Source organism: Novosphingobium sp., from assembly GCF_031424035.1.
Lineage (GTDB): Bacteria > Pseudomonadota > Alphaproteobacteria > Sphingomonadales > Sphingomonadaceae > Novosphingobium.
This window is the reverse complement of record NZ_JANPGP010000074.1, coordinates 1-23,587: the sequence shown is the minus strand read 5'-3', so window position 1 is coordinate 23,587 and position 23,587 is coordinate 1. Positions and strand designations below refer to the sequence as shown.

The 23,587-nt window shown below is 64.8% G+C and carries 23 protein-coding genes; 12 read left to right on the top strand and 11 right to left on the bottom strand.

The genetic code is table 11. The annotated features are described in order from the left end of the window. Together RMO89_RS11500 and RMO89_RS11495 are read left to right on the top strand one after the other, a co-directional pair. Positions 1-715 (top strand): TorF family putative porin (locus RMO89_RS11500; protein ID WP_310533221.1); only part of this gene is annotated, 715 nt, incomplete at its 5' end. Between the two features lie 117 nt (positions 716-832). Further along, positions 833-1,252 (top strand): VOC family protein, encoded by a 420-nt coding sequence (locus RMO89_RS11495; protein WP_310533220.1) that lies wholly within the window; start codon positions 833-835, stop codon positions 1,250-1,252. A gap of 3 nt (positions 1,253-1,255) precedes the next feature. Here RMO89_RS11495 and nhaA read toward each other — a convergent pair whose 3' ends face one another. Then, positions 1,256-2,419: a Na+/H+ antiporter NhaA gene (gene nhaA, locus RMO89_RS11490; protein ID WP_310533218.1), complete on the bottom strand. Its 1,164-nt coding sequence runs from the start codon at positions 2,417-2,419 to the stop codon at positions 1,256-1,258. Between the two features lie 99 nt (positions 2,420-2,518). On the opposite strand from nhaA, the gene RMO89_RS11485 reads away from it, so the two are divergent. The 5 genes from RMO89_RS11485 (at position 2,519) to RMO89_RS11465 (ending at position 8,593) form a co-directional block, all read left to right on the top strand. Continuing rightward, entirely contained in the window at positions 2,519-3,937 is a 1,419-nt protein-coding gene (locus tag RMO89_RS11485) for a glycosyl transferase family protein (RefSeq protein WP_310533217.1), read from the top strand. Then, the gene (locus RMO89_RS11480) at positions 3,934-5,112 is read left to right on the top strand and encodes a hypothetical protein (protein ID WP_310533216.1); all 1,179 of its coding nucleotides are present in this window, start codon (positions 3,934-3,936) and stop codon (positions 5,110-5,112) included. The genes RMO89_RS11485 and RMO89_RS11480 overlap by 4 nt, the downstream gene beginning before the upstream one ends. Before the next feature lie 63 nt (positions 5,113-5,175). Beyond that, positions 5,176-6,090: a sulfite exporter TauE/SafE family protein gene (locus RMO89_RS11475; RefSeq protein ID WP_310533215.1), complete on the top strand. Its 915-nt coding sequence runs from the start codon at positions 5,176-5,178 to the stop codon at positions 6,088-6,090. Continuing rightward, positions 6,087-6,839 carry a TIGR02186 family protein gene (locus tag RMO89_RS11470; RefSeq protein WP_310533214.1) on the top strand — a complete coding sequence of 251 codons (753 nt, stop codon included), beginning with the start codon at positions 6,087-6,089 and terminating at the stop codon, positions 6,837-6,839. Before RMO89_RS11475 ends, RMO89_RS11470 begins: the two co-directional genes overlap by 4 nt. Before the next feature lie 62 nt (positions 6,840-6,901). Continuing rightward, the gene (locus RMO89_RS11465; RefSeq protein ID WP_310533213.1) at positions 6,902-8,593 is read left to right on the top strand and encodes a helicase HerA domain-containing protein; all 1,692 of its coding nucleotides are present in this window, start codon (positions 6,902-6,904) and stop codon (positions 8,591-8,593) included. A gap of 86 nt (positions 8,594-8,679) precedes the next feature. On the opposite strand, the gene RMO89_RS11460 is transcribed toward RMO89_RS11465, so the two are convergent. The 3 genes from RMO89_RS11460 to RMO89_RS11450 form a co-directional block, all read right to left on the bottom strand. Beyond that, positions 8,680-10,113 carry an MATE family efflux transporter gene (locus RMO89_RS11460; protein ID WP_310533212.1) on the bottom strand — a complete coding sequence of 478 codons (1,434 nt, stop codon included), beginning with the start codon at positions 10,111-10,113 and terminating at the stop codon, positions 8,680-8,682. Further along, positions 10,110-10,841, bottom strand: coding sequence for a 7-carboxy-7-deazaguanine synthase QueE (locus RMO89_RS11455; protein ID WP_310533211.1), 732 nt, complete (start codon positions 10,839-10,841; stop codon positions 10,110-10,112). The genes RMO89_RS11460 and RMO89_RS11455 overlap by 4 nt, the downstream gene beginning before the upstream one ends. A gap of 160 nt (positions 10,842-11,001) precedes the next feature. Next, on the bottom strand, positions 11,002-13,683 hold the full coding sequence (locus tag RMO89_RS11450; protein WP_310533210.1) for a valine--tRNA ligase: 2,682 nt from the start codon (positions 13,681-13,683) through the stop codon (positions 11,002-11,004). Positions 13,684-13,792: 109 nt separating this feature from the next. Here RMO89_RS11450 and RMO89_RS11445 point away from each other — a divergent pair, with 109 nt between their 5' ends. From RMO89_RS11445 to RMO89_RS11430, 4 genes are read left to right on the top strand one after another with little or no spacing between them, the layout of a single operon-like run. After that, positions 13,793-14,905 carry an ABC transporter permease gene (locus RMO89_RS11445; RefSeq protein WP_310533209.1) on the top strand — a complete coding sequence of 371 codons (1,113 nt, stop codon included), beginning with the start codon at positions 13,793-13,795 and terminating at the stop codon, positions 14,903-14,905. Then, the gene (locus RMO89_RS11440) at positions 14,902-15,768 is read left to right on the top strand and encodes an ABC transporter ATP-binding protein (protein ID WP_310533208.1); all 867 of its coding nucleotides are present in this window, start codon (positions 14,902-14,904) and stop codon (positions 15,766-15,768) included. Before RMO89_RS11445 ends, RMO89_RS11440 begins: the two co-directional genes overlap by 4 nt. A gap of 8 nt (positions 15,769-15,776) precedes the next feature. Continuing rightward, positions 15,777-16,721: an MlaD family protein gene (locus RMO89_RS11435; protein ID WP_310533207.1), complete on the top strand. Its 945-nt coding sequence runs from the start codon at positions 15,777-15,779 to the stop codon at positions 16,719-16,721. An 11-nt stretch (positions 16,722-16,732) separates the two neighbouring features. After that, on the top strand, positions 16,733-17,353 hold the full coding sequence (locus tag RMO89_RS11430; RefSeq protein ID WP_310533205.1) for an ABC-type transport auxiliary lipoprotein family protein: 621 nt from the start codon (positions 16,733-16,735) through the stop codon (positions 17,351-17,353). 179 nt (positions 17,354-17,532) lie between these two features. On the opposite strand, the gene RMO89_RS11425 is transcribed toward RMO89_RS11430, so the two are convergent. The 7 genes from RMO89_RS11425 to RMO89_RS11395 are packed head-to-tail and all read right to left on the bottom strand — an operon-like array spanning position 17,533 to position 22,960. Next, positions 17,533-18,228, bottom strand: coding sequence for an ATP12 family protein (locus RMO89_RS11425; RefSeq protein ID WP_310533204.1), 696 nt, complete (start codon positions 18,226-18,228; stop codon positions 17,533-17,535). Positions 18,229-18,232: 4 nt separating this feature from the next. Beyond that, positions 18,233-18,451, bottom strand: a complete 219-nt coding sequence (locus RMO89_RS11420; protein WP_310533202.1) for a hypothetical protein — start codon at positions 18,449-18,451, stop codon at positions 18,233-18,235. Then, the gene (locus RMO89_RS11415; RefSeq protein WP_310533201.1) at positions 18,448-19,104 is read right to left on the bottom strand and encodes an HAD hydrolase-like protein; all 657 of its coding nucleotides are present in this window, start codon (positions 19,102-19,104) and stop codon (positions 18,448-18,450) included. Before RMO89_RS11415 ends, RMO89_RS11420 begins: the two co-directional genes overlap by 4 nt. Further along, positions 19,101-19,718, bottom strand: a complete 618-nt coding sequence (locus RMO89_RS11410; RefSeq protein ID WP_310533200.1) for an FMN-binding negative transcriptional regulator — start codon at positions 19,716-19,718, stop codon at positions 19,101-19,103. The genes RMO89_RS11415 and RMO89_RS11410 overlap by 4 nt, the downstream gene beginning before the upstream one ends. After that, positions 19,718-21,031: an RluA family pseudouridine synthase gene (locus RMO89_RS11405; RefSeq protein ID WP_310533198.1), complete on the bottom strand. Its 1,314-nt coding sequence runs from the start codon at positions 21,029-21,031 to the stop codon at positions 19,718-19,720. The genes RMO89_RS11410 and RMO89_RS11405 overlap by 1 nt, the downstream gene beginning before the upstream one ends. Further along, positions 21,028-21,435: a fluoride efflux transporter CrcB gene (crcB, locus tag RMO89_RS11400; RefSeq protein WP_310533197.1), complete on the bottom strand. Its 408-nt coding sequence runs from the start codon at positions 21,433-21,435 to the stop codon at positions 21,028-21,030. The genes RMO89_RS11405 and crcB overlap by 4 nt, the downstream gene beginning before the upstream one ends. Before the next feature lie 10 nt (positions 21,436-21,445). Then, the gene (locus RMO89_RS11395) at positions 21,446-22,960 is read right to left on the bottom strand and encodes a sodium:solute symporter (protein ID WP_310533195.1); all 1,515 of its coding nucleotides are present in this window, start codon (positions 22,958-22,960) and stop codon (positions 21,446-21,448) included. A 310-nt stretch (positions 22,961-23,270) separates the two neighbouring features. Here RMO89_RS11395 and rpsU point away from each other — a divergent pair, with 310 nt between their 5' ends. Further along, positions 23,271-23,477: a 30S ribosomal protein S21 gene (gene rpsU, locus RMO89_RS11390; RefSeq protein WP_310533193.1), complete on the top strand. Its 207-nt coding sequence runs from the start codon at positions 23,271-23,273 to the stop codon at positions 23,475-23,477. Positions 23,478-23,587: the final 110 nt, after the last annotated feature.

Here is a 23,587-nt window from a genome sequence, read left to right as displayed (position 1 = left end):
TACGGGCGCTCTTATTGCTGCGACCCCGGCATTTGCCGACGAGACCGATCCGCCCAAGGACGTCACGATCACCGGCAACGTCGCTTTCGTGACCGATTACCGCTTCCGCGGCCTCTCGCTTTCGGGCGGTGACATGGCTGTGCAGGGCGGCATCAACGTCAACCATTCGAGCGGTTTCTACGTCGGCGTCTGGGGTTCGAACCTCGAGCAGGACGCAGCTGACATCTATGGCAACATGGAACTCGACGTGTTCGGCGGCTGGACCGGCGAAGTCACGCCCGGCCTGACGGCTGACGTCGGCCTGCTGATGTACGTCTATCCGTCGGGCAGCGTCGGCAAGGGCAACGTGCTCGAGCCTTATGCCTCGCTTTCGACCACGATGGGCCCGGTGTCCGCCAAGGTCGGCATGGCATATGCCTGGAAGCAGGACTCGCTGGGCGGTGACGACAACCTCTATGTCTACACTGATCTCGGCGTTGCCATTCCCGAAACGCCCCTCTCGCTGAGCGGCCACGTCGGCTACACCAGCGGCGCGCTTTCGCCAAACCTGCTCACGCTCAAGAGCACTGATGGCGGTTTCGACTATTCGGTCGGTGCCACGGCCAGCGTCACGAAGAACCTCTCGGTCGGCGTTTCCTACGTCGGCGTGGACGGTAATTCGATCAACAGCTTCTCGAACGATGCCGTAGTCGGCACGGTCAAGCTGACCTTCTGATAGCATAACTGCTTTCCGCAGGACGGAATGGCGGCCCGCCCCCTCACCGGGGCGGGCCGTTTCCGTTTGCTGGATTGGGGATTTGAAAGCCCCGCGCTTGCGGCCTATGTTGGTAGCATGACCAGCTACCTGCACACGATGATCCGGGTTTCGGACCCGGCCGCCACGATCGCCTTCTTCGAACTGATCGGCCTGAAGGAAACCCGCCGGATCGATAGCGAAAAGGGCCGCTTCTCGCTGATTTTCCTCTCCGCGCCGGGGCAGGAGGGCATTGCCGAAGTCGAGCTCACCCACAACTGGGACGAAAGCGGCTATACCGGCGGGCGCAACATGGGCCACCTCGCGTTCCGGGTGGACGACATCTACGCCACGTGCGCCGCGCTGATGGCAGCGGGTCACACGATCAACCGGCCGCCGCGCGACGGCCACATGGCCTTCGTCAAGACGCCCGATGGCATCTCGATCGAACTGCTCCAGCAAGGCAATCTGCCGCCGCAGGAACCCTGGGCGTCGATGGAGAACACCGGCACCTGGTAAGCCTCAGCGACTGGCCAGTCGCAGCAGCACGAAGCCAAGCAGGCCTGACAGCGCCGATCCGGCCAGCACGCCAAGCTTGGCTTCCTCGACCATCAGCGGCGCGGTGGGGAAGGCGAGGGCGGCGATGAACAGGCTCATGGTAAAGCCGATGCCGCACAGCGCCGCCAGCCCCCAGAGCTGAAGCGTCGAGGCCCCGGCCGGGCGCTTGGCCAGTCCGAACTTTTCCGCCAGCAGGATCGCACCAAGGATGCCCACCTGTTTGCCGACGAACAGTCCAAGCGCAACTGCCAGCGGCAAGGCGGCGAACAGGCTGACGCCCGCGCCAAGTTCAACGCCGGCATTGGCCAGCCCGAAAAGGGGCACGATCACGTATGCGCTCCACGGCGCGACCGCGTGTTCCATGCGCAGCAGCAGGCTGTCACCCCGGCGGTCAAGCTGCATGGGAATGGTCATGGCCGCAAGCACCCCGGCGATGGTCGCGTGGACTCCGGAATGGAGCGTGCAGTACCAGGCGATCACGGCCAGCGGCACATAGGCCGCACCGCGCCGCACGCCTGACCGATTGAGCACCAGCATCGCGGCCAGCGCCGCCAACGCGCCAACACCCCAGATAAGGTCAATGCCGGCGGTATAGAACAGCGCGATGATCGCCACCGCGCCCAGATCGTCAACGATGGCGACGGTCAGCAGGAACAGGCGCAGGCTGGGCGGCAGGCCCTTGCCCGCCAGTGCCAGCACGCCCACGGCAAAGGCGATATCGGTTGCCGCTGGGATCGCCCAGCCGGGAGCAATTCCGGGAGTATTGCGGGCAACGGCGAGGAAAACGAGGGCGGGCATGGCCATGCCCGCCGCCGCGGCGATCACCGGCAGCCGGCGCCGCGCGGCGCTGGCCAGTTCGCCGTCCAGTACCTCGCGCTTGATCTCCAGTCCGACGACGAAAAAGAAAATCGCCATCAACCCATCGTTGATCCAGTAATGCAGGTTCTGCCCGATCAGCGGCAATTTCCCGTGAAGCAGGTGGTGCCATGCCTCGGCAAGGGATGAATTCGCCAGCACCAGGGCCAGCGCGGCGCAGCCCAGCAGGATCAGTCCGGCACCCGCATCGCCGTGAGCAAGCCTGATCAATTTTGCCGCGATCCGGCCGGGAAGGTGCCTCGAAATTGTCATGGCTTGTCTTACCGATTGCAAATGGCGCGTTGCAAGCGAAACAGGAGGGGAATATGCCTATTTTCAAGGGATTCGCTGGGGGGTGATGACTTGCAGGTCTTGAGTACGATTGTTGCCGTTTCACCAGTAATCGAAGCGATCCTTGGCGGCCTCCGCATGTTTGAGCGCGAGCTGCTGCTTTTCGCCGGATTCTGGTTCGTTTTGGGCATCGCCGATGAAATCGCGATCGACTGCCTTTGGCTGTGGCAGCGGCTGGTCAACAAGCGGCGCACGCACCGTCTGGTCCCCGATCTTGAGAATCGCGTGCTGATCGGCGGCGCTGCGGTGCTGATCCCGGCATGGCAGGAAGCCGGCGTCATCGGTACAACCATCCGCCACATGCTCACCGCTTGGAAGCAGGCGCACTTGCGGCTCTATATCGGTTGCTATGCCAATGACACGGCCACGCTGGTCGCAGCGATGACCGCAATCGACGGGGACCGGCGCGTCCGGCTGGTCATTCTCGACAGCAAGGGCCCGACGACCAAGGCCGATTGCCTCAATCGCCTCTATCGCGCGCTGGCCGATGATGAAGTGCGGGCCGGCGTTCCGTTCCGCTCGGTCATCCTCCATGATGCCGAAGACATGGTCCACCCCGCAGCGCTGGCCCTTATGGATACCGCGCTCAGCGATGCCGATTTCGTGCAATTGCCGGTGCGCCCCGAACCGCAGCCCGCCGCGCGGTGGATTGCCGGGCATTACATCGACGAATTTGCCGAGGCCCATGCCAAGGCCATGGTGGTGCGCGACGGACTGCGCGCCGCGCTGCCTTCGGCGGGAGTCGGCTGTGCCCTGCGCCGCGAAATCCTCAGCGATCTGTGCAAGGAACGCGGCCTCGGAGCGGATGGCCCGTTTGAGGCCGAATGCCTGACCGAGGACTACGAACTTGGCCTGCTGGTCACCCGGCGCGGGGGCCTCGGCCGCTTTCTCCGCCTGCGCGACCATGACGGCAACCTTGTCGCCACGCGCAGCTACTTCCCCTCGACCCTGCCCGAAGCCGTGCGTCAGAAGACCCGCTGGGTTCACGGCATCGCCTTTCAGGGCTGGGAGCGGCTGGGCTGGCAAGGCCGCCCGGTTGATTGGTGGATGGCGATCCGCGATCGGCGCGGGCCGCTTTCCGCACTGCTGCTCGCGATTGCCTATGTCCTGCTGTTTGTTTCGCCGGCCCTTGCGCTCGCGGAGCGGTTCGGCTTCGTCGGTCCGCGCGAAGTCTCGCCGCTGCTCGCCGGCATGATCTGGTTCTGCTTCGCCGGACTGGTCTGGCGCGCGGTCATGCGCTTCGCCTTTACCACCCGCGAATATGGCTGGGCCGAGGGACTGCGCGCCGTGGCGCGAATTCCGGTGGCCAACATCATCGCGATCATGTCTGGCCGCCGGGCCTTCGTCGCCTATTGGCGCAGCCTGTCAGGTGAAATGCCGGTCTGGGAAAAGACCACGCATTACGGCCATCCGGCCCTGGTGCGGGAGGTGCGGTCGTGAAGCGGGTTCCTACCCGCCGGCGCGGCCAGCCGATCATCGCGCTTGGCATCATGCTCTGCCTGTGGACGGGGGGGCGGGTGATCGCCGTGTCGCTGCCGATTGCCGCACCCGAAACGCGGGCACCGGAATGGCTGGCAACGCCCGCTATCGGCGAAGGTTCGGCGGCTGTTCTGGCTCCCAGGGCTGCAGCGACAGTCGAGGCGGCGAAGGGCAATCACGCCTCAGCCCTGCCGACTGCCAGCGCGCCTTTCGCGCAGCCGCTGCCGATGCCTGCCGCATCGCCGCTGCTCACAGCCCCCGAACCGGGTGGTCAAACGCGACCGCTTGCAACCCCGGCAACCGCACCGACAGTCGCGCCCGCCTTGCCAGAGCCTTCGCCGATACCGCCAGCCATGCGGCCCAACCCGACACTATCCGGCGGACACCAGCTCCTGTTCCTCGCCGCGCTCAGCCAGGTCCCGCTGCCCGAAGGTTTGCTCGCTGCCCGCGCTGCACCGCCCAAGGCTGCAACACCGCAGGCATCGCGCTGGTCGGGTGACGGCTGGCTGCTGCTACGGCGCGGCGGCGGCGTCCCGGCACTGGCGGCAATCGGCGGCTCCTATGGCGCAAGCCAGGCCGGCATGGTGCTGCGCTACCGGATCGACCTGACTTCGCCCAACCGCCCTTCGCTTTACCTCCGTGCGAGCGCCGCACTAAACGGCTCGCGTGAGCAGGAAGCCGCGCTGGGCCTTGCCGCGCGTCCGATCTCGCGCCTGCCCGTGCTCGCCATGGCCGAGGCGCGGGCAACGCGGACGCCCACCGGAACGCGCCTGCGCCCCGCCGCCGCGCTCGTCACCGAACTGCCCGTGGCATCGCTCCCGCTCGGCTTTCGCGCCGAGGCTTACGGGCAGGTTGGCTGGGTTGGCGGCACGGGTGCGACCACTTTTGTCGACGGCCAGTTGCGCCTTGAAAAGCCGTTGGCCAGGTTCGCTGGCGGCGACCTGTCGGCTGGCGGTGGCCTGTGGGGCGGCGCGCAGAAAGACGCTTCCCGGCTCGATGCCGGGCCCTCGGCGCGGCTGACCTTGCATCCCACCCGGCAGTCGACCGTGCGGGTCGCGGCCGACTGGAGATTCCGCATCGCCGGCAAGGCCGCACCGCAATCGGGACCGGCGATTACCTTGTCCGCAGGATTCTGATCCGGATATCTGGGCTTAAGCCTTAACACCGCTGGGCATCCGGGCTAGGCATGGGGCAATCCCATGGATGTCTACCTGCCCATTGCCAACCTCGCGGTAAACCTGCTCGTGATTGTCGGGCTGGGGGTTCTGACGGGTGTGCTCTCGGGCATGTTCGGCGTTGGCGGCGGCTTCCTTACCACCCCGCTGCTGATCTTCTATGGCGTGCCGCCCACCGTGGCCGCTGCCTCTGCTGCCAGCCAGGTCACCGGAGCCAGTGTTTCGGGCGTAATTGCCCATTCGCGGCGGGGCGGGGTCGATTACCACATGGGCGGCGTGATGGTCGTCGGCGGGATTCTCGGCACCGGGCTGGGGGCGCTCTTGTTCAACCTGTTCACCGCGCTTGGCCAGATCGATACGTTGATCAATATCCTCTATGTCGTTCTGCTCGGCGGAATCGGCACGGTCATGGCCCGCGATGCATGGGCGGCGCTGAAAGCGCAGCGGACCGGCATTCCGCTGCCCGCCCGCAAGCGCAGGCACCATCCGCTGGTGGCCAGCCTGCCGCTGCGTTGGCGGTTCTACCGCTCGGGCCTCTACATCTCGCCGCTGGCACCGCTGCTGCTGGGTGTGCTCACTGGCATCCTGACCATGCTGATGGGCATCGGCGGCGGCTTCGTGCTGATCCCGGCGATGCTCTATATCCTCGGCATGAGCGCGAATGTCGTGGTCGGCACCTCCCTGTTCCAGATCCTGTTCACCACCATCGCCACCACCCTGATGCATTCGGTAACCACCAAGGCGGTCGACATCGTGCTGGCCGCGCTGTTGCTGCTGGGTTCGGTGACCGGCGCGCAGCTGGGTGCCAGATTCGCCCTGAAGATCCCGGCAGAGCGCCTGCGTCTGGTGCTGGCGGCGCTGGTGCTGCTGGTCGCGCTGCGCATGGCGATCGGGCTGACATACCGGCCCGAGGCGCTGTTTACCGTGGCGCCGCTATGAGGCGGCTGTTCTCTCTGCTGTGCCTCTGGCTGCTGACCGGCGCGGCCGACCCGATCCTCGTGCCCGAAGTGTCGCAGCACGAGGTAGAGGTGCGGCAGGGCTTCACCGGCACCGAATTGCTGCTCTATGGCGCGATCCTCGATCCCACCGGCATTCGCGCCGGGCGTGATTACGATATCGTCGTCATCCTAAAGGGGCCAACACGATCTATCATCGTGCGCGAAAAGCAGCGCTTCGCCGGCATCTGGATCAACGGGGCGAGCGGTGAATATCGTTCTGCGCCAGGCTATTACGCGGTCGCATCTTCACGCCCGATCGACAAGATCGTCGATACGCGCACGGCGGCGATTTACGAGATGGGGCTGTCGTCGCTGCAGCTTTCCCCCATCGGCACGATCGATCCGAACAAGCAGCGCCGCTTTGCCGACGGGCTGGTCGGCCTGATGGCGGGGGACGGGCTCTACCAGCAGAACGACGGCGCAGTGACGATCAGCGAACAGGTGCTCTATCAGGCGCGCATCCGCCTGCCGTCGTCGGTTCCCGTCGGGCGCTATACCGCTGAAACGCTCGCCATCAGCCGCGGGCGGGTGGTTGCTTCGGCCACGGCCCACGTCAATGTCAGCAAGCGCGGATTCGAGCGCGGCATCGCCGAATTCGCCGACCAGCTCGGCCTGCTTTACGGCCTGCTCGCGGTGGGTATCGCCGTGGGCATGGGGCTGGCCGCAGGGCGTATCTTCGCGCGGTTTTAGTGTAAATTAACGAGTTAACCCTAAGCCCGGACCATCAATTGGTGTGATCGGGGCGACACATGATGTCGGACATGAGTTCGAAGGGTTTTCACAGTTTACATCCGGCAAGTCCCCAGGACCTTGCCGGGGGGAGCGGTGTGCCGCAGGTCGACAATGCGCTCGAACCGATCGGAATCATTCAGGAAATCTCCGGTTCCAGCTCGTCGATCGTGCTGGATCTGAAGCGGTTGCAGGAATGCTCCGAAGATGGCGACCCGTCGGTCGCGCTGGCCGGACAGGTCGGCAGCCAGATCAAGATCCGCGTCGGCCGCGGCTGGCTGCTTGCCTCGGTTCGCTCGCAAAAGCAGGACCCGCGCAATGCTGGTGGAGTCCATGCCCAGATCGACTTCCTCGGCGAAGGTGACGAGGAACGGTTGACCGGGCGCATCCACGGCTTCCGCCGGGGCGTCACCTGCTATCCGATCCCCGGCGCGCTGGTTTACCCTGCGACGACCAACGACCTGCGCCAGATCTATGCCAGCGATGGCCGCTCGACCATTCAGGTCGGCACCGTGTTCCCGACGCGCGACATCCGCGCCGGCATCTATATCGATGCCTTCCTCGGCAAGCACTTCGCGCTGCTCGGCTCGACCGGCACCGGCAAATCGACCAGCGCCGCGCTGATCCTGCACCGCATCTGTGAAGCGGCGCCGCAGGGCCACATCGTCATGGTCGATCCGCACGGCGAATATGCCGCCGCGTTCAAGACCACCGGCATGGTGTTCGACGTGTCGAACCTCGCCATGCCATACTGGCTGATGAACTTCGAAGAGCATTGCGAGGCGATGCTCACCTCGACCGGTGAACAACGTCAGGAAGATGCCGACATTCTGGCCCGCTGCGTGCTGCAGGCGCGGATGAAGAACCGGCTGGCCGAACAGATGGGCCGCATCACGGTCGATTCGCCGATCCCTTACGTGCTGTCCGATCTCACCACGATCCTGCAGAACGAGGCCGGCAAGCTCGACAAGGCGACCACCTCTGCGCCTTACGTCCGCATCAAGAACAAGATCGACGAACTGCGCAACGATCCGCGCTATCAGTTCATGTTCTCAGGGATGCTGGTGACTGACACCATGGCTGACTTTATCGGCCGGATTTTCCGCCTCCCGGCTGACGGCAAGCCGATCTCGATCATCGACGTGTCGGGCGTTCCGTCCGAAATCACCTCGACCGTGGTCGCCGTGCTCGCCCGCCTCGTGTTCGATCACGCCATCTGGAGCCGCGACGAAAAGCAGCGCCCGATCCTGCTGGTCTGCGAAGAAGCGCACCGTTATGTGCCGAACGAGAAGAACTCCGATGGCTCCTCGGTTGGCCGGATCCTCAGCCGTATCGCCAAGGAAGGCCGCAAATACGGCGTCGCGCTGGGGCTGATTACCCAGCGCCCGTCCGACCTTGCCGAAGGCGTGCTGTCACAGTGCGGCACGATCATCTCGATGCGCCTCAACAACGACCGCGATCAGGCCTTCGTGCGCGGGGCCATGCCCGAAGGTTCGCGCGGGTTCCTCGATTCGATCCCGGCGCTGCGCAACCGCGAGGCAATCATGTGCGGCGAAGGCGTGTCGATCCCGATGCGCGTGACCTTCGACGACCTTGAGGAAATGAAGCGCCCGGCCTCCGCTGATCCGAGCATCACCGAACTGTGGCGCCAGACCGGCGGCGAGGAAGCCTCGGTCCAGCGGACGGTCATGCGCTGGCGCGCGCAAGGTAGGTAATTGCGCTGCACCCCCGCGCAGGCGGGGGCCTCAGGCGTTTGATCGCATCCTTGCGCGCCTCATGAGGTCCTCGCCTGCGCGGGGACTCAGTGGGCGACGTAAGCTTCGTTCTGCTTCTTCCGCCAATCGCCTCGCGTATAAAGCCACCACGATCCCAGCGCCGATACGCAGGACGCGATCGGGAAGGACCACCACAGCGCGTCGCTGCCAAGCTCCGGATAGGTGCCGAAATAGAAGCCCAGCCGCACCGGGAACAGAGCGATTGTCTGGATGATCAACGGCAGCCAGACCACACCGTAAGCGCGCAGCGTGCCGCCGACGACCATCGATGCGCCCATGACGATGAAGCTCCACGTGATGATGTACTGCAGGTGCACCGCGATATCGACGGCCGGACTTTGCGCGCCGAGGAACAGCCCCAGCAGCGGGCGCGAGAACAGAACCAGCAGCGCGGATAGCACGCCGGTCATCATCACATTGCTCAGCATTCCGGCGTTGGACACCTTGGCCACTCGCTCATGCTTGCCTGCGCCGATCGCCTGCGCAACCATGGCGCTGACGCCTGAACTGATCGCGAAGGCCGGCATCTGCAGGAAATTCCACAGCTGCATTGAAGCGCCATAGGCGGCGGTCGAATGCGAACCTTCGCGGTTGACCAGGCCGACGATCACCATCTGCGCCGATGACATCAGCAGCATCGACGTGCCCATCGGCAGGCCCTTGCTGATCATGTATTTCAGCTCGCTGCCGGCCGGGATCAGGTAGGCAAACTCGTGCCCGCGCAGGCGCAGCGGCAGGTCGCGCTTGTAAAGCTGGAACAGCAGGAAGGTCATGCCGCCGAGGCCAGCGACGAAGCTGGCGAGCGCCGAACCGCCGATACCCATCGCCGGGATCGGACCCCAGCCCAGGATGAACAGCGGGTTGAGCCCGACATCGAGCAGCACGCCGATTGCCATCGAGTACATCGGTGACTTGGCATCGCCCACGCCGCGCATGCCCATCGACAGGATCATGTTCGCCGTGCCGAATGGGATCGAGATGAAGATCACCCGCAGGTAAGTCACGGCAAAATTCATCGAGTCTGCCGGGATCGCCATCAGCCGCAGCATGGCGGGCGCGAAGATCAGGCCCAGCACCGAACTGCCCACCGCCAGCGCCATGGCAAAGCCGAGGCCATTGCCGAAGCTGCGCCGCGCCGCGATCACGTCGCCGGCGCCGTAATGCTGGCCGATGCGCACGGTGCTGGCCATGCCGAAGCCCATGACCAGCGCGAAAAACAGGAACATCACGACATTGGCGTTCGTCGTCGCCGCCAGCGCGTCCTCACCGATCAGCCGGCCGACCCAGATGGCGTTGACGAAGCCGTTGATCGTCTGGACCAGATTGCCGATCAGCATCGGGATCGAAAACGCGATGAGCGTCTTCAGGATCGGCCCGCTGGTCAGGTCGCCCATACGCTGCGGGGTTTCAGCCACGACTTCTTCGGCAAGGGCCTGCTCTTCGGGGGACAGTTCAGTCATGTCCCCCTCGTGTCGCCGAACAGGTGGATGTGCAAGCGGTCGGAGAAATTCAGTTCATTTTTTGAACAATAATCGGCAAGCCAGACGCTGCGCGCGCGGATCGTCGCGCTGTCGCGGCCTTCGGGCATGAGCCACACGCGCTGGCCGGGGATGCCATAATTGGCAATGATGGCGGTCACTTCGGCAAGGTCATGCTCGCTGGCGATGACGAATTTGAACGTCGCGCGCGGGTCGGCGGCGAAGGCGCGCAGGGCCTCGGGGCGCAGCGCCAGATCGCGCGGATTGCCGCTGTGCGCGAGTTTTGGCGAGACATTCCACTGATGGACGAGGGCGTCGAGCAAGGCAGGCGGGGCAACGGTGGCGTTGGTCTCCACCTCAACATGCAGCCCCGGCAGCAGCGTCAGCATTCGGGCAAGGGCAGGGGCCTGAAGCAGCGGCTCGCCCCCGGTGACGACCAGCCGCCGCCGCCCGAATGCGGCAATCTGCGCGGCGACATCGGCTTCGTCGAGCGTGATCTGGTTGGCGGAGCGGTCAAAGTCCAGACCGTCGCGGTGCGGGCGGTTATCGCCCTCGAACCGCCAGGTATAGGCGGTGTCGCACCACTCGCAGGCGAGGTTGCAGCGGGACAGGCGCACGAATGTGCAGGCCCGCCCGGCGGCAGCGCCTTCGCCCTGGACCGAGGCGAAAATCTCGGGCTCGCCGGGCGTCGTGGTGGCGAGCGTCAGCACTGCAAATCCTTCCCGAAACGGGGAGGGGGACCACCGCAGGTGGTGGAGGGGGCTCGCCTCATCGCGCATCCTCGCAATGGCGCACCTAACGGAGAGCCCCCTCCGTCAGCGCTGCGCGCTGCCACCTCCCCGCGAGCGGGGAGGATTGCGTCGCGCCTGATCACCCCAGCCGCGCCAGTGCCGCGCTGAGCCGCTCGGCCTCGGCGGCGTGCATGGCATGGTCGGCGCGGGCTTTTTCGACGGCTTCGGGCTTTGCCTTCTCGACAAAGGACGGGTTGTTCAAGCGGCCTTCCAGCGACTTGGCTTCCTTCTGCGAAACCTCCAGCGCTTTGGCGAGGCGGGCCTTTTCGGAGGCGATGTCGATCACGCCTTCGAGCGGCACGATCAAACTGGCATCGCCTGCGCCGATCTGCATGGCGGCCCCCGCCGGCGCGGCTTCGAAACGTACGGCGCTGAGGCGGGCGATCCGCTCGATGGCGCCGGGGTTGCGCTCGATCACGCCGCGCGTCTGGGCGGACGGCTCGGGCAGATAGGCCTCAAGCTTGGTACCCGGCGCGATGCCGAGTTCATTCTTCGCGGTGCGCAGGTTGCCGATCAGGGCGATCAGCCAGTCGACTTCGGCCTTGGCCTCGGCATCGACGCTCGCCTGCGGATCGGGCCAAGCGGCGGTGATCAGCGGATAGCTGGAACGGTCACCCAGCGCGCCCCACAGCTCTTCGGTGACGAAGGGCATGAAGGGGTGCAGCATGACGAGGATCTGGTCGAGCACCCAGCCGGCGACGGCCTTGGTTTCCTCATCAAAGTTGCCCTTGATCAGTTCGATATACCAGTCGCAGAACTGGTCCCAGACGAAGTGGTAGATCGCATTGGCGGCCGCGTCGAAGCGCAGGTCAGCCATGGCCTGATTGAGCTCGGCGAGACATTCGACGACTTCGCCGATGATCCACTTGTTGACTGCGCTGGTCGCCTTGGGAGCGGCGATGGCCTGGCTGACGGCAATGCCGTTGCTTTCGCAGAAACGCGCGGCGTTCCACAGCTTGGTGGCGAAGTTGCGGTAGCCTTCGACCCGGCGCTCATCCATCTTGATGTCGCGGCCCTGGCTTTCCATCGCCGCCATGAAAAACCGCAGCGCATCGGCACCGTACTGGTCGATCAGGCCGAGCGGATCGACGACATTGCCCTTGGACTTGGACATCTTTTGCCCGTCCGGCGCGCGGACCAGACCGTGGAGGTAAAGCCGCGGCCACGGGTTCTGGCCGGTCATCGCCTGGCCCATCATCATCATGCGGGCATCCCAGAAGAACAGGATGTCGAAGCCGGAGATCAGCAGGTCATTGGGGTAGTGGCGCTGGACGAGCGTGGTGTTCTCGGGCCAGCCGAGCGTGGCGAAGGGCCACAGGGCTGAGGAGAACCATGTGTCGAGGACGTCCTCGTCGCGGGTCAATGTCTTGTTGCCGGCAAGGGCCTGCGCCTCTTCCTCGGTCTCGGCGACGTAGATCTCGCCGTCATCGGCAAACCACGCCGGGATCCGGTGTCCCCACCACAATTGGCGGCTGACGCACCATGGCTGGATGTTTTCCATCCAGTTGAAGAAAGTCTTCTCCCAAGACTTCGGGACGATCTCGATCGCGCCCGAGCGCACTGCCTCAAGCGGTGCCTTCGACAACTCAGCCGCATTCACATACCACTGGTCGGTCAGCCACGGCTCGATCACCACGCCGCCGCGGTCGCCGAAGGGGGTCTGGATCGTGCGGGGTTCGGCTTCGGCTTCGACCGGTTCGCCGTCCTTGTCCTTGGTCACGTGCGGGATCAGCATGCCCGCCGCCTTCATATCGGCAACGATCATGTCGCGGACAACAAAGCGGTCCAGCCCGAGATACTTCCCGGGGATCAGGCCGTCAGCGGTCTGCACCACCAGGGCTTCGGCATCGAACATGTTGAGCATGTCGGCGGGCTTGATCCCGGCGCGCTTGCCCACTTCGAAGTCGTTGAAATCGTGCCCCGGCGTGATCTTCACCGCGCCGCTGCCCAGTTCGGGGTCGGCGTGTTCGTCCGCGACAATGCGGAAGCGGCGGCCGGTGAGCGGCTGGACGATTTCCTTGCCGATCACGCTGGCATAGCGCGGATCGTCGGCGTTCACCGCTACGCACATGTCCGCCAGCATCGTTTCGGGGCGCGTGGTGGCGACTTCGATATAGTCGAGGCCATCGTCGCGCTTCACGCCGTCGGCCAGCGGGTACTTGAAGTGCCAGAAGCCGCCCTTGATCTCGCGGGTTTCCACCTCAAGGTCGGAAATCGCAGTCTTGAGCTTGGGGTCCCAGTTTACCAGACGCTTGTCGCGGTAAATCAGCCCCTTGTTATAGAGGTCGACGAACACCTTCACCACGGCGCGGGTGAAGTGCGGGTCCATGGTGAACTGTTCGCGGCTCCAGTCCATCGAACAGCCAAGGCGGCGGAGCTGGCCGGTAATCGTGCCGCCACTCTCGTGCTTCCATTCCCAGACCTTGTCGACGAAGGCCTCGCGGCTGTAATTGGTGCGCTTGTCCTGCCGCGCTTCCATCTGGCGCTCGACCACCATCTGCGTGGCGATGCCGGCATGGTCGGTGCCGACCACCCACAGCGCATCCTTGCCGCGCAGGCGTTCATAGCGGATCACCACGTCCTGCAGCGTATTGTCGAGCGCATGGCCGATGTGCAGGCTGCCGGTCACGTTCGGCGGCGGGTTGACGATGGTATAGGGCACCGCGTCCGGCCGTTCCGGGCGGAACAGGCCGTTTGTTTCCCAGTGGGAATACCATTTCGCCTCGATGGCGGCGGGATCGAAAGTCTTGTCTAGAGCCATGCCGGGCCTTTGCCAGCGGGGGGGGGAACGCGCAACCCACCTTGCCTGAGCAGTTCCGGGGGCATGCGGTCTTGCAGGCGCCACAATTTACCTGCAGACACACCCCGAGATGCGAACTTGGGCTGATTTCACGACTGAAGAAGGCGATGGCGGCGCGAAGCGCATCGTTTTCTCGGGACCACTGACCGTCAGCTCGATCGGGCCCGCGGACGTGCGCCTGCGCACCCTTGAAGGTCCGGTCAGCGAACTCGATGTCAGCGGCATTGGTGAGATCGACACGGTTGGCGCCTGGCTGCTGCACCGCCTGTCGCAGGAATTCAGCGCCCCGGTCGTGGGCGCCAGCGGACAGGCCAAGCGCTTGATTACCGCGATCGAAACCGACGAACCGGAGGAGATTACGCGGCCGCCCCGGCCCAATGCCGTGACCCGCGTGCTAGAGGCGACCGGCATTCTCTCGGTCACCACCTGGCTCGGCACGGTCAAGATCACCGGATTTCTTGGAGAGATCCTCGTCGATACCGGACATCTGATCCGCCACCCCGGGCGCGTGCGCGCCAAGGCGATGATCCACCAGCTCGAACTGGTCGGGATCAATTCGCTCGGCATCATCGGGCTGATGAGCTTCCTTGTCGGCATCGTCATTGCCCAGCAGGGCGCGGTGCAGCTTCAGCAGTTCGGAGCAGAGATGCTGACGGTCAATCTCACGGGCCGCATCGCCATGCGCGAACTGGGCGTGCTGATGACCGCGATCATGGTCGCGGGCCGCTCGGGCTCGGCCTTTGCGGCGCAGATCGGCACAATGAAGCTGACCGAGGAAATCGACGCGATGCGCACCATCGGCGTTTCGCCGATTGAGGCGCTGGTGATCCCGCGCATCCTTGCATCGGTGGTGATGATGCCGCTGCTGGGGTTCTATGCCGCGATCATGGCGATTGTCGGCGGCGCGGTGATTTCGTCATTTACGCTGGGTATTCCGTTCATGACCTTCCTGATCCGCATTCAGGAAGTCGTGCCGCTGCATGACGTCTGGGTCGGGCTGGTCAAGGCGCCGTTCTTCGGCCTCGTGATCGCCATGACCGGATGCTATCAGGGCATGCAGGTTGAAGCCAATGCCGAAGAAGTCGGCCTGCGCACGACCATGGCGGTGGTCCAGGCGATCTTCATGGTCATCGTCATGGACGCGTTCTTCGCGGTGTTCTTTACTGAAGTGGGCTGGGGATGAACGAGATCCCCAACGATATCCGCACCGACGTGGTGCATACGCGGTTCAAGGACGATCACCCGATCGTCGTGAAGGGCCTGCGCAATGCCTTTGGCGATCAGGTGATCCACGACAATCTCGACCTCACGGTCAACCGGGGCGAGATCATTGGTGTGGTCGGCGGGTCCGGCACCGGCAAGTCGGTGCTGATGCGTTCGATCATCGGACTTCAGATCCCCGAGGAAGGCTCAATCGACGTGCTGGGTGAATCGATCACCGACGCACACGACGATGACGATATCGATATCCGCAGCCGCTGGGGCGTGCTGTTTCAGGGCGGGGCGCTGTTTTCCACCCTGACCGTGGCGGAGAATGTCGAGGTGCCGCTCAGGGAGTTTTACCCAGAGATCGGTGACCAGCTGCGGCGCGAGATTGCCCATTACAAGGTGCGTCTGTCCGGCTTGCCGACTGCTGCGGCGGACAAGTACCCTTCCGAACTGTCGGGCGGCATGAAAAAGCGCGCCGGCCTTGCCCGCGCATTGGCACTCGACCCGGACCTGTTGTTCCTAGACGAGCCGACTGCCGGCCTCGATCCCATCGGCGCGGCGGCCTTCGACCATCTGACCAAGGAACTTCAGGCGACGCTGGGGCTTACGGTATTCCTGATCACACACGATCTCGATACGTTGTACGAGATTTGCGACCGGGTTGCCGTGATCGCGGACAAGAAGGTTATTGCCGTGGGCACGATCCCGGAATTGCTCGCCACCGACCATCCGTGGATTCAGGAATACTTCAATGGCCCCCGTGGACGGGCAGCGCAGGCCAGTCAGAAGCGCGGCGAATTGGCGCAGGTGGACAAGTCGTCGGGCAAGGGGGCATAAGCAGACCAATGGAAACTAGGGCAAATCACGTCTGGGTTGGTGCGGTCACGCTGTTCCTGCTGGCCGTCGTCGCGGCCTTCGTGATCTGGATCGCGCAGCTGGGCAAGGGCGACCGCCAGGAATACGACATCTTCTTCAAGCAGTCGGTTGACGGCCTGACCTCTGGCACCACGATCAATTACGCCGGCGTTCCGGCCGGGCAGATTGCCGACATCGAGCTGTGGCCAGCCGACCCCAGCTTCGTGCGCGTCCGCATCGAAGTCGACAAGAAGGTCAAGATTCTCCAGGGCACGACCGCGACGATCCAAGGCAGCTTTACCGGTACGTCGACCATCCAGCTCAACGGCGGCATTCGCGGCGCGGCACCGATTACCGAACCGGGACCGGGTCCAGACCGGGTGCCAGTGATTCCCACCAAGCGCGGCGGTCTGGGCGAACTGCTGTCGAACGCGCCGATGCTGATCGAGCGGCTGGCGACTGTGACCGAACGGCTCAACACCCTGCTGTCGGATGAGAACCAGCGCTCGATCAAGGGCATCCTTGCCAATACTGACAAGCTGACCAGCAATCTCGCCGATGCCTCGCCGCAGGTGAAGGGTACGCTGGCCGAACTGCAAGTGACGCTCAAGCAAGCCAGCGCCACGCTGTCGAGCTTCGAACAGGTCGCGGGATCGGCCAACACCTTGCTGGGCAGCGATGGCCAGTCGCTCGCGCGGCAACTGCGTGAGACGCTGGGTTCGGCCAAGCTGGCGGCGGATTCGCTGCAGGGCGCGCTCAGCGAGGCGCGGCCGGGGCTCAACCAGCTGTCCGAAAGCACCTTGCCACAAGCCGAAGCCGCCATCCGGGACCTGCGCGCGACGACCAAGGCGCTGCGCGGCGTGACTGAAAAGATCGACGAACAAGGCGCCGGCGCACTGCTCGGCGGGCAGAAGCTGCCGGACTACAAGCCATGAGGGGTTCTGCCATGAAGTATCGAACGTTGATTGGCGGGATCGGGAAGGCGCACTTCGGCAAGATCGCCGCCGCCGGACTGGTGCTGGCGCTGTCGGGCTGCCTCGGCCTTGGCGGGGGCAAGCCGCCGCCGACGCTGTTCACGCTGACGGCGGACAAGACCTTGCCGGCAGGGGCCGCGCTGTCGGGCAATTCGGCGCAGTCGCTCATCGTGCTCGATCCCGAGACTGACCAGAGCATCGCCAACACGCGCATTGCCGTTCAAGTCGATGCCAGCAACGTCGCTTATCTCCCCAAGTCGGCATGGGTCGAACGACCTTCACGCCTGTTCGGAACACTGCTGGCGGAAACGATCCGCGCAGGCGGCAAGCGTATCGTCTTTGGCGGCGATGATGGCACCAGCACCAGCCGCAACCGCCTCGGCGGCCGGCTCTCCGCCTTTGGTTATGATGCCCGCGAACAGGCGGTGATTGTGCGGTACGATGCGGTCATCAGCGGAGCGGCGGGTGCCGTCAGCACGCGCCGGTTCGAGGCAAAAGTTCCGGGCGTCGGTCCAAAGCCTGAACTGGTTGCCCCGGCGTTGAATCGCGCAGCGAACCAGGTCGCAGCGGAGGTTGCTGACTGGGTGGGGTGAGTCTGATGCGCCCACATTCACGCCCACCGTCATCCTGAACTCGTTTCAGGATCCATCGTGAGGCAGGCGCAGTTTTCGCCTTCGACGCAAAAACGGCGCCGTTTTGTTTTCCTCGCCGAGCTCCGAGCGGTAGGCGAAATGGATCCTGAAACGAGTTCAGGATGACGGTGTGAGTGTGGTCAGGTTGTGACCAGCCCCGCAAACCGGATCGCCGCCTCAAAATCGCGCAGCCGCTTCGCCTGCCGCGCTTCGGCTTCGGCGTCCCGGCCCCACATTTCCTCTTGAAACAACTCTTCCAGCTCGCTGGCCTGCCACAGCACCTGCGCATCGTGCTGACCGTGAGCGGCCAGCAACGCGATCACCAGCGAGGCTGAGATGCCCGAGAGGGATCGCAGCGCTGCCAGCGTCAGGTTGTCCTTGCTCTCCAGCAGGGCGCGCAGTTTCGCCAGCGTTTCGGGCGGCTGGGGCTGGTGCATGATGCCGCTGACCCGCGCGAACTGCAGGTTCCATGCCTCTTCAGCAGAACCCAGCAGCGGCTCCCATGCCGCATCCTGCCGCCGCGCGAGTACTTCACCCGGTGCGGCGCGGTAGCACAGCGTGTCGGTCTCGCCGTAAGCCAGCAGTGCGCGCACGGTGTCGGAGCGGTCGCCGGCGATCACGTCGATGGCATAGTCGGCCATGTCGCGCAGCACGAAGCCGGCGGGGTCGATCTCTCCGCCCTGATCGGTCCACTCCTGCGCCAGCGCGCGGGCCAGTGCTTCGCCGGGGATGATCTGCTGGCGCTTGCCCTGCGTCTTCAGCGGGCGGCCATCGAGCATGACTTGCCAGCCGCCATCCACCGGTGCCGCCGAAACTTCCTTCCAGAACCGCTTCACGGGATCAGCTTCTCCAGCGCTTGGCCAGCAGGGTGGGGACGACGAAAACGTCGACAAAGCCGATCAGGATCAGCACCACGCCAATCAGATGCGCCATCGGAATGTCGAGCTTGTCGAGCGCGCAGAGCAGGCCGACGAGGATCAGGGCCACGCCCGACATGCGGACCAGGGTGATCGCCATGAATCGCTTCTTGGCCAATGCGTCTTGTTCGGGTGTGGTCATGACAGCAGGTACTCCCCAAGTTGAACCGGTGTTTGCGCGACCCATTCCGCCCCCGCCGCGACGAGTTCCGCTGGTTCGTGATAGCCCCATGCCACGCCGATCGCGCGGACGCCCGAATTGACCGCAAGGCCCATGTCGAAAGCGGTATCGCCGATCATCACGGTGCGCGCCGGGTCGGCCAGCGTTTCGCCCAGCGCGGCTTCCATCATCGCCGGGTGGGGCTTCGACGGGTGGCGGTCAGCGGTCTGTAGGGTGGCAAATTTATGCGTCAGGCCATGCGCGGCGAGGCAGTGCGACAGGCCCCGATCGCTTTTGCCCGTTGCTACGCCGAGCAGCCAGCCAGCGCCGTACAGCTTCTCGATCAGTTCGGCGATGCCATCGAACAGCGGTTCGGCAATCCGGCCTTCTTCGCGCGCCGTGCGGTAGGCGCGCTTGTAGGCATCGACCGCCAGCGCTTCCACATCGGGCGCGCAATCAGGAACCAGCCGCCGCACGGCTTGGGGCAGCGACAAGCCGACAATCCGGCGCACGGCATGGCGATCCGGGGTGGGCAGGCCGGCCTCGGCAAAGGCGGCTTCCATCGCTTCGCAGATTGAAGCCTGTCCATCGACCAGTGTCCCGTCACAGTCGAACACGGCAAGGCGCTGGCTCATGTCGCGCCCTTGTCGTCGACCAGCGTCCGCATCAGTTGTGCCAATGCCATTGCGCCCTGCGCCTCAAGCGCGTCGGCCACGCGGGCACGTTCCTCGGCGGGCTTGTTCTGGCTGAGCTTGAGCGTCGGCCGCCAGCCGCGCACTTCCATTTCGAAGCCGGTGATGCCGCCCATCATGGCGCGCAGCTTGTCCGGCGGCATCTTGTCCATCGTCCACGGTTCGCCGCCGATGACGCGGGCTTCCTGCCGCTCGCTCAATGTCTCCAACAGGCCTTCGAGCCCCTCGGCGTCCATGCGGCGCACGGGGCCTTCCATCTCGAGGGCAATGTAGTTCCAGGTCGGCACCTGCGCCGCGTCGTCGTACCAGCGCGGGCTGACATAGGCGTCCGGGCCATTGACCACGGCGAGCGCGGTCACACCCGGCAGATGCCTTGTCAGCGCATTGCCCCGCGACAGGTGGAACTGCACCGCGCCGTCACCGGTGTGGACCAGCGGTGTGTGCGCCACGCGCGGGCCATCTGGAGTGGCCGCGAAGATCATGCCGAAGCCGATCTCTTCGATCAGCGTTTCGAAAAGGGCGCGGTCCTCGCTGCGGAACAAGGCATTGGGATGCATCAGCGCGGCTTTCGTGGTGCGCCGGACTTGGCCGGGCTTTTGGGCCGGGCAGGGGCAGCGCGTTTGGCAGCAGGTTTTGCACCGGGCTTGGCAGGAGCCTTGGCGGGCGGCCTTGAAGGCGGCTTGGCGCTTGGAACCGGCGAGCCCTTGCCCTTGGTCGGGCCGCGCTTCTTGGGCGCTTCCTCACGAGTTCCCGCCTTGCCGGCAGGCGCGCGTTGACCGCTCTTGCGGCCATGGCGCTCACCCCGGCGTTCCTTGCGGTATTGCTTGGCGTGGGCCTTGGCGAGGGCCTTTTCCTCTTCCTTGGGCGCGCGAATCGGCACTTCGATTACCGCTTCGCCGTCGGCCTCGTCAAAGCCGAGCTGGCTGAGTGTGGCGGCGAAGTGGGCGGGCAGGTCTGCAGTCACGTCAAGCGGCGCGCCATCGGGATGGTCGATCAGCAGGCGGCGCGCGTGGAGGTGCATCTTGCGGCTGATCGAGCCTGACAGGAATGCCTCGGGTCCGCCGTATTTTCCATCGCCAATGATCGGGTGGCCGATGGCCGCCATGTGGACGCGCAACTGGTGCGTGCGGCCCGTAAAGGGCTGAAGTTCGACCCAGGCAGCGCGATTCCCGGCGCGGTCGATCACGCGGTAGCGGCTCTTGGCGGGCTGGCCCTGTTCGGTCTTGTCGACCATCATCTTCTCGCCGCCGCTCCCCGGCTGCTTGGCCAGCGGCAGGTCGATCACGCCTTCCCTTATGTCAGGCACGCCGGCGACCAGCGCCCAGTATATCTTGGTGGCCGAGCGGGTGGAGAACCGCTTCGAGAAATAGGCTGCGCTGCCTGGAGTCGCCGCCACGAGCAGGACGCCCGAGGTATCCTTGTCGAGCCGGTGGACGAGGCGCGGGCGCGCTCCGCTCGGTGCATAGGCATCAAGCAGACCGTCAACATGCTCGAACGTGCCCGATCCACCCTGCGTGGCAAGGCCCGGCGGCTTGTTGAGCACGATCGCCGCGCGGTCGCGGTGAATGACCATGGCGTCGGCCTGTTCGAGTTGCTCTTCCGTCAGCGGCTTGCGGACGCGGGCACCGCTGCGTTCAGGCGTGGCACCGCCCGGCGGAACGCGCAGGACTTGCCCCTTTGTCAGGCGGTCATCGACTGCAGCGCGCTTGCCATCGACACGGATCTGCCCGGTGCGCGCCCAGCGGCTGACCATGGCAAAGCTGACCTGCGGCAAGTGGCGCTTGAACCAGCGGTCAAGCCGGATGTCATCATCGTCGGCCTGAACGGTGAACTGGCGGACCTTTTCGTCCGGAGCGTGGTGCGTGCTCATGCTACGGCCCTCATTACGAACAGTCCGGCAAACAGCGCGGCAAAACCGGCGATCAGCGAAATCGCGACATAGGCCATGGCCGTACCCAGTTCCCCGCGCTCGACCAGCAGGGCGAATTCAAGGCTGAAGGCGGAAAAGGTAGTGAACCCGCCCAGCACGCCGACGCCGAGCAGCAGCCGCCAAGGCTCTCCCGCCGTGCCGGTGCGCGCGAGCCAGCCCGCCAGCAGGCCCATGGCGAGACTACCGATCACGTTGACGCTGAGTGTGGCGAGCGGAAATGCGGTGGCTGCGACGGGGCCGATGGCGCGGGTCCAGGCTACGCCAGTGAGGAAGCGCAGCCAGGCACCAAGGCCGCCGCCAAGGGCGACCAGCGCGGAACTTGTCAGGAAGGATGGGGATGTCATGCCCCAGCCCTTAGCCGGGGTTGGCTGCGATTGCCACTTTAGCGTTGCCCATCGCGCAAACCAGCGCAGCGATGACCGTGCCGGCCACCAGTTGCCACGGAAAAGCGATGGCTTTCATGGCGGCGGGGAGGGCGAGGCTGTCAATCACGTAGGGCTGGAAGGCGAGTACGGTGAGGAACCCGGCCACGAACGCGGCGATCACGGAGCCCGAATTGCCGCGCCGGGTGAACAGCGCCACGCCATAGACACCGAGCAGGCCCGAATAGGCAAAGCTCATCACCCCCAGCACGAAATCGAGCAGGGCGGCGTCCGAATAGCGCTGCCAGTAATAGGACAGGATCGACATGGCAAAGAGCGCGAGGCCGAGGACGACGCTCGCCGCGCGGCCGGCGCGGACAAAGTGGGCTTCGTTCCGCTCACTCGCGAAAGGGCGGTAAAGGTCGTTCACCAGCACGTTGGCCATCGAGATCAGGCCGGAATTGATCGCCGCCGCCGCGATCACGCCCACGGTGACGAGGCCGCGCAGTCCGGGCGGCATTTCGGTGAGAATATAGTGCATGAACACCGTCACTTTCTCACCGTTGAAGCTGGTCGCAGCGGCCCCATCATAATGCAGCCACAGCAGCGAGCCGATCACGAGGAACAGCGCAATCACCGGCAGCGAAACGATCACCGAGGCGTAAAGCGCGCGCCGGCCCTTGGCGGCATCCTCGCAGGCCAGCAGGCGCTGGGTGATGTCCTGATCGAGCCCCGATGAGGCGAGGTTGAGCAGGACCACTCCGGTCAGCACCGCAAACAGCCCGAAGGGGGCTGACAGGTTGAAGGTGGCATTGATCGGCGCGAGCTTACTCCCGCCCGGCGCGTTCATCAGCGTCGAGATGGCCTCGCCGGTGGACATCGGCAGGCTGGCCCACAGAGTAATCGCCACGACCAATGCCGCGCCGACATAGAGCACCACCTGCACCAGATCGGACCAGATGATCGATTCGAGCCCGCCCATGAAAGTGAAGACCAGCCCGAAAACCAGCAGCAGCCCCGATGCAATGACGATGTGCCCCGGTTCTATGTCGAGAAACAGGATCATCGAAACGGCAATCGCCGCAAGGTAAAGCCGCGCCCCGCTCGCAAGGATGCGGCCCAGCAGGTACATCACTCCGGCGGCGCGGCGGGCGGTCGCGTCGAACCGGCTTTCCAGCAGTTCGTAGACCGTCGTCACCCGCATCGCGTAAAAGCGCGGGATCAGGACGTTTCCGGCGATCCACGCCGCCACCAACGCGGCGAAGACTCCGCCGATGTAGGTATAATTGCCGCGGTACGAATTGTCCGGCACGCCAAGGAAAGTCGCCGCCGATTGCACGGTCGATAGCACCGAGATCGCCACCAGCCAGGTCGGCGCATGGTGTCCGGCAAGGAAATAGCCCTCGCTGTCCATGCCGCGCCGCGTCGTCAGCCATCCGGCCATCGCCAGCAGCAGGACATAGCCGATCAGGACGGCCCAGTCGGTGGGCGTGAAACTGGTGTGCATGGAACCCCTTCCGGGGAGCAAAGACCACAGCCCGGATGCATATTCAACTCGCCAGGACGACGAGGGCAGGGATAGGGCTGGACTTGGCCTAAAATCAGGCTCACCCCCACCGAGGCTCACTTGAGCCGTTCCGGGCGCGGAAAAACGCGCAAAGGGTGTCGAATGGGTTGCCAATACCCCGACTCTTTGCTAGCCGCCCGCCGGTTCGAGCCGATCCTGCAAGGGATTCGGCACGTTTTCGCATTTTTCCGGTTTGGGTGATTCCCGCAGGTCGCGGGCTCTCGCCACCGTTTGTGAGGTATGGGTTTTTATGCAGATTCTCGTCCGCGACAATAACGTCGACCAGGCACTTCGCGCGCTCAAGAAGAAGCTGCAGCGCGAAGGTGTCTATCGCGAGATGAAGCTGCGCCGTCACTTTGAAAAGCCGTCGGAAAAGCGCGCCCGTGAAAAGGCAGCTGCCGTGCGCCGCGCCCGCAAGATGGAGCGCAAGCGTCTGGAACGCGACGGCGTAAAGTAAGAGTCTTGAAGTTGGCCAAGCCTTCCGGCTTGGCCTGGCGGTTCCGGCCCGCTCCCCCTCCCGGCCACCCATAGGGTAACCTATCGTTGGGTGGAGGGGGGGGGAGCGGG

Excerpts from the sequence above, each read along its gene's own strand:
- RMO89_RS11460 (WP_310533212.1), bottom strand. The coding sequence starts at position 10,113 with ATGACTGAACTGTCCCCCGAAGAGCAGGCCCTTGCCGAAGAAGTCGTG.
- RMO89_RS11440 (WP_310533208.1), top strand. The coding sequence starts at position 14,902 with ATGAACGAGATCCCCAACGATATCCGCACCGACGTGGTGCATACGCGG.
- RMO89_RS11445 (WP_310533209.1), top strand. The coding sequence starts at position 13,793 with ATGCGAACTTGGGCTGATTTCACGACTGAAGAAGGCGATGGCGGCGCG.
- RMO89_RS11495 (WP_310533220.1), top strand. The coding sequence starts at position 833 with ATGACCAGCTACCTGCACACGATGATCCGGGTTTCGGACCCGGCCGCC.
- RMO89_RS11465 (WP_310533213.1), top strand. The coding sequence starts at position 6,902 with ATGTCGGACATGAGTTCGAAGGGTTTTCACAGTTTACATCCGGCAAGT.
- RMO89_RS11395 (WP_310533195.1), bottom strand. The coding sequence starts at position 22,960 with ATGCACACCAGTTTCACGCCCACCGACTGGGCCGTCCTGATCGGCTAT.
- RMO89_RS11410 (WP_310533200.1), bottom strand. The coding sequence starts at position 19,718 with ATGCATCCCAATGCCTTGTTCCGCAGCGAGGACCGCGCCCTTTTCGAA.
- RMO89_RS11405 (WP_310533198.1), bottom strand. The coding sequence starts at position 21,031 with ATGAGCACGCACCACGCTCCGGACGAAAAGGTCCGCCAGTTCACCGTT.
- rpsU (WP_310533193.1), top strand. The coding sequence starts at position 23,271 with ATGCAGATTCTCGTCCGCGACAATAACGTCGACCAGGCACTTCGCGCG.
- RMO89_RS11475 (WP_310533215.1), top strand. The coding sequence starts at position 5,176 with ATGGATGTCTACCTGCCCATTGCCAACCTCGCGGTAAACCTGCTCGTG.
- crcB (WP_310533197.1), bottom strand. The coding sequence starts at position 21,435 with ATGACATCCCCATCCTTCCTGACAAGTTCCGCGCTGGTCGCCCTTGGC.
- RMO89_RS11435 (WP_310533207.1), top strand. The coding sequence starts at position 15,777 with ATGGAAACTAGGGCAAATCACGTCTGGGTTGGTGCGGTCACGCTGTTC.
- RMO89_RS11420 (WP_310533202.1), bottom strand. The coding sequence starts at position 18,451 with ATGACCACACCCGAACAAGACGCATTGGCCAAGAAGCGATTCATGGCG.
- RMO89_RS11470 (WP_310533214.1), top strand. The coding sequence starts at position 6,087 with ATGAGGCGGCTGTTCTCTCTGCTGTGCCTCTGGCTGCTGACCGGCGCG.
- nhaA (WP_310533218.1), bottom strand. The coding sequence starts at position 2,419 with ATGACAATTTCGAGGCACCTTCCCGGCCGGATCGCGGCAAAATTGATC.
- RMO89_RS11415 (WP_310533201.1), bottom strand. The coding sequence starts at position 19,104 with ATGAGCCAGCGCCTTGCCGTGTTCGACTGTGACGGGACACTGGTCGAT.
- RMO89_RS11430 (WP_310533205.1), top strand. The coding sequence starts at position 16,733 with ATGAAGTATCGAACGTTGATTGGCGGGATCGGGAAGGCGCACTTCGGC.
- RMO89_RS11450 (WP_310533210.1), bottom strand. The coding sequence starts at position 13,683 with ATGGCTCTAGACAAGACTTTCGATCCCGCCGCCATCGAGGCGAAATGG.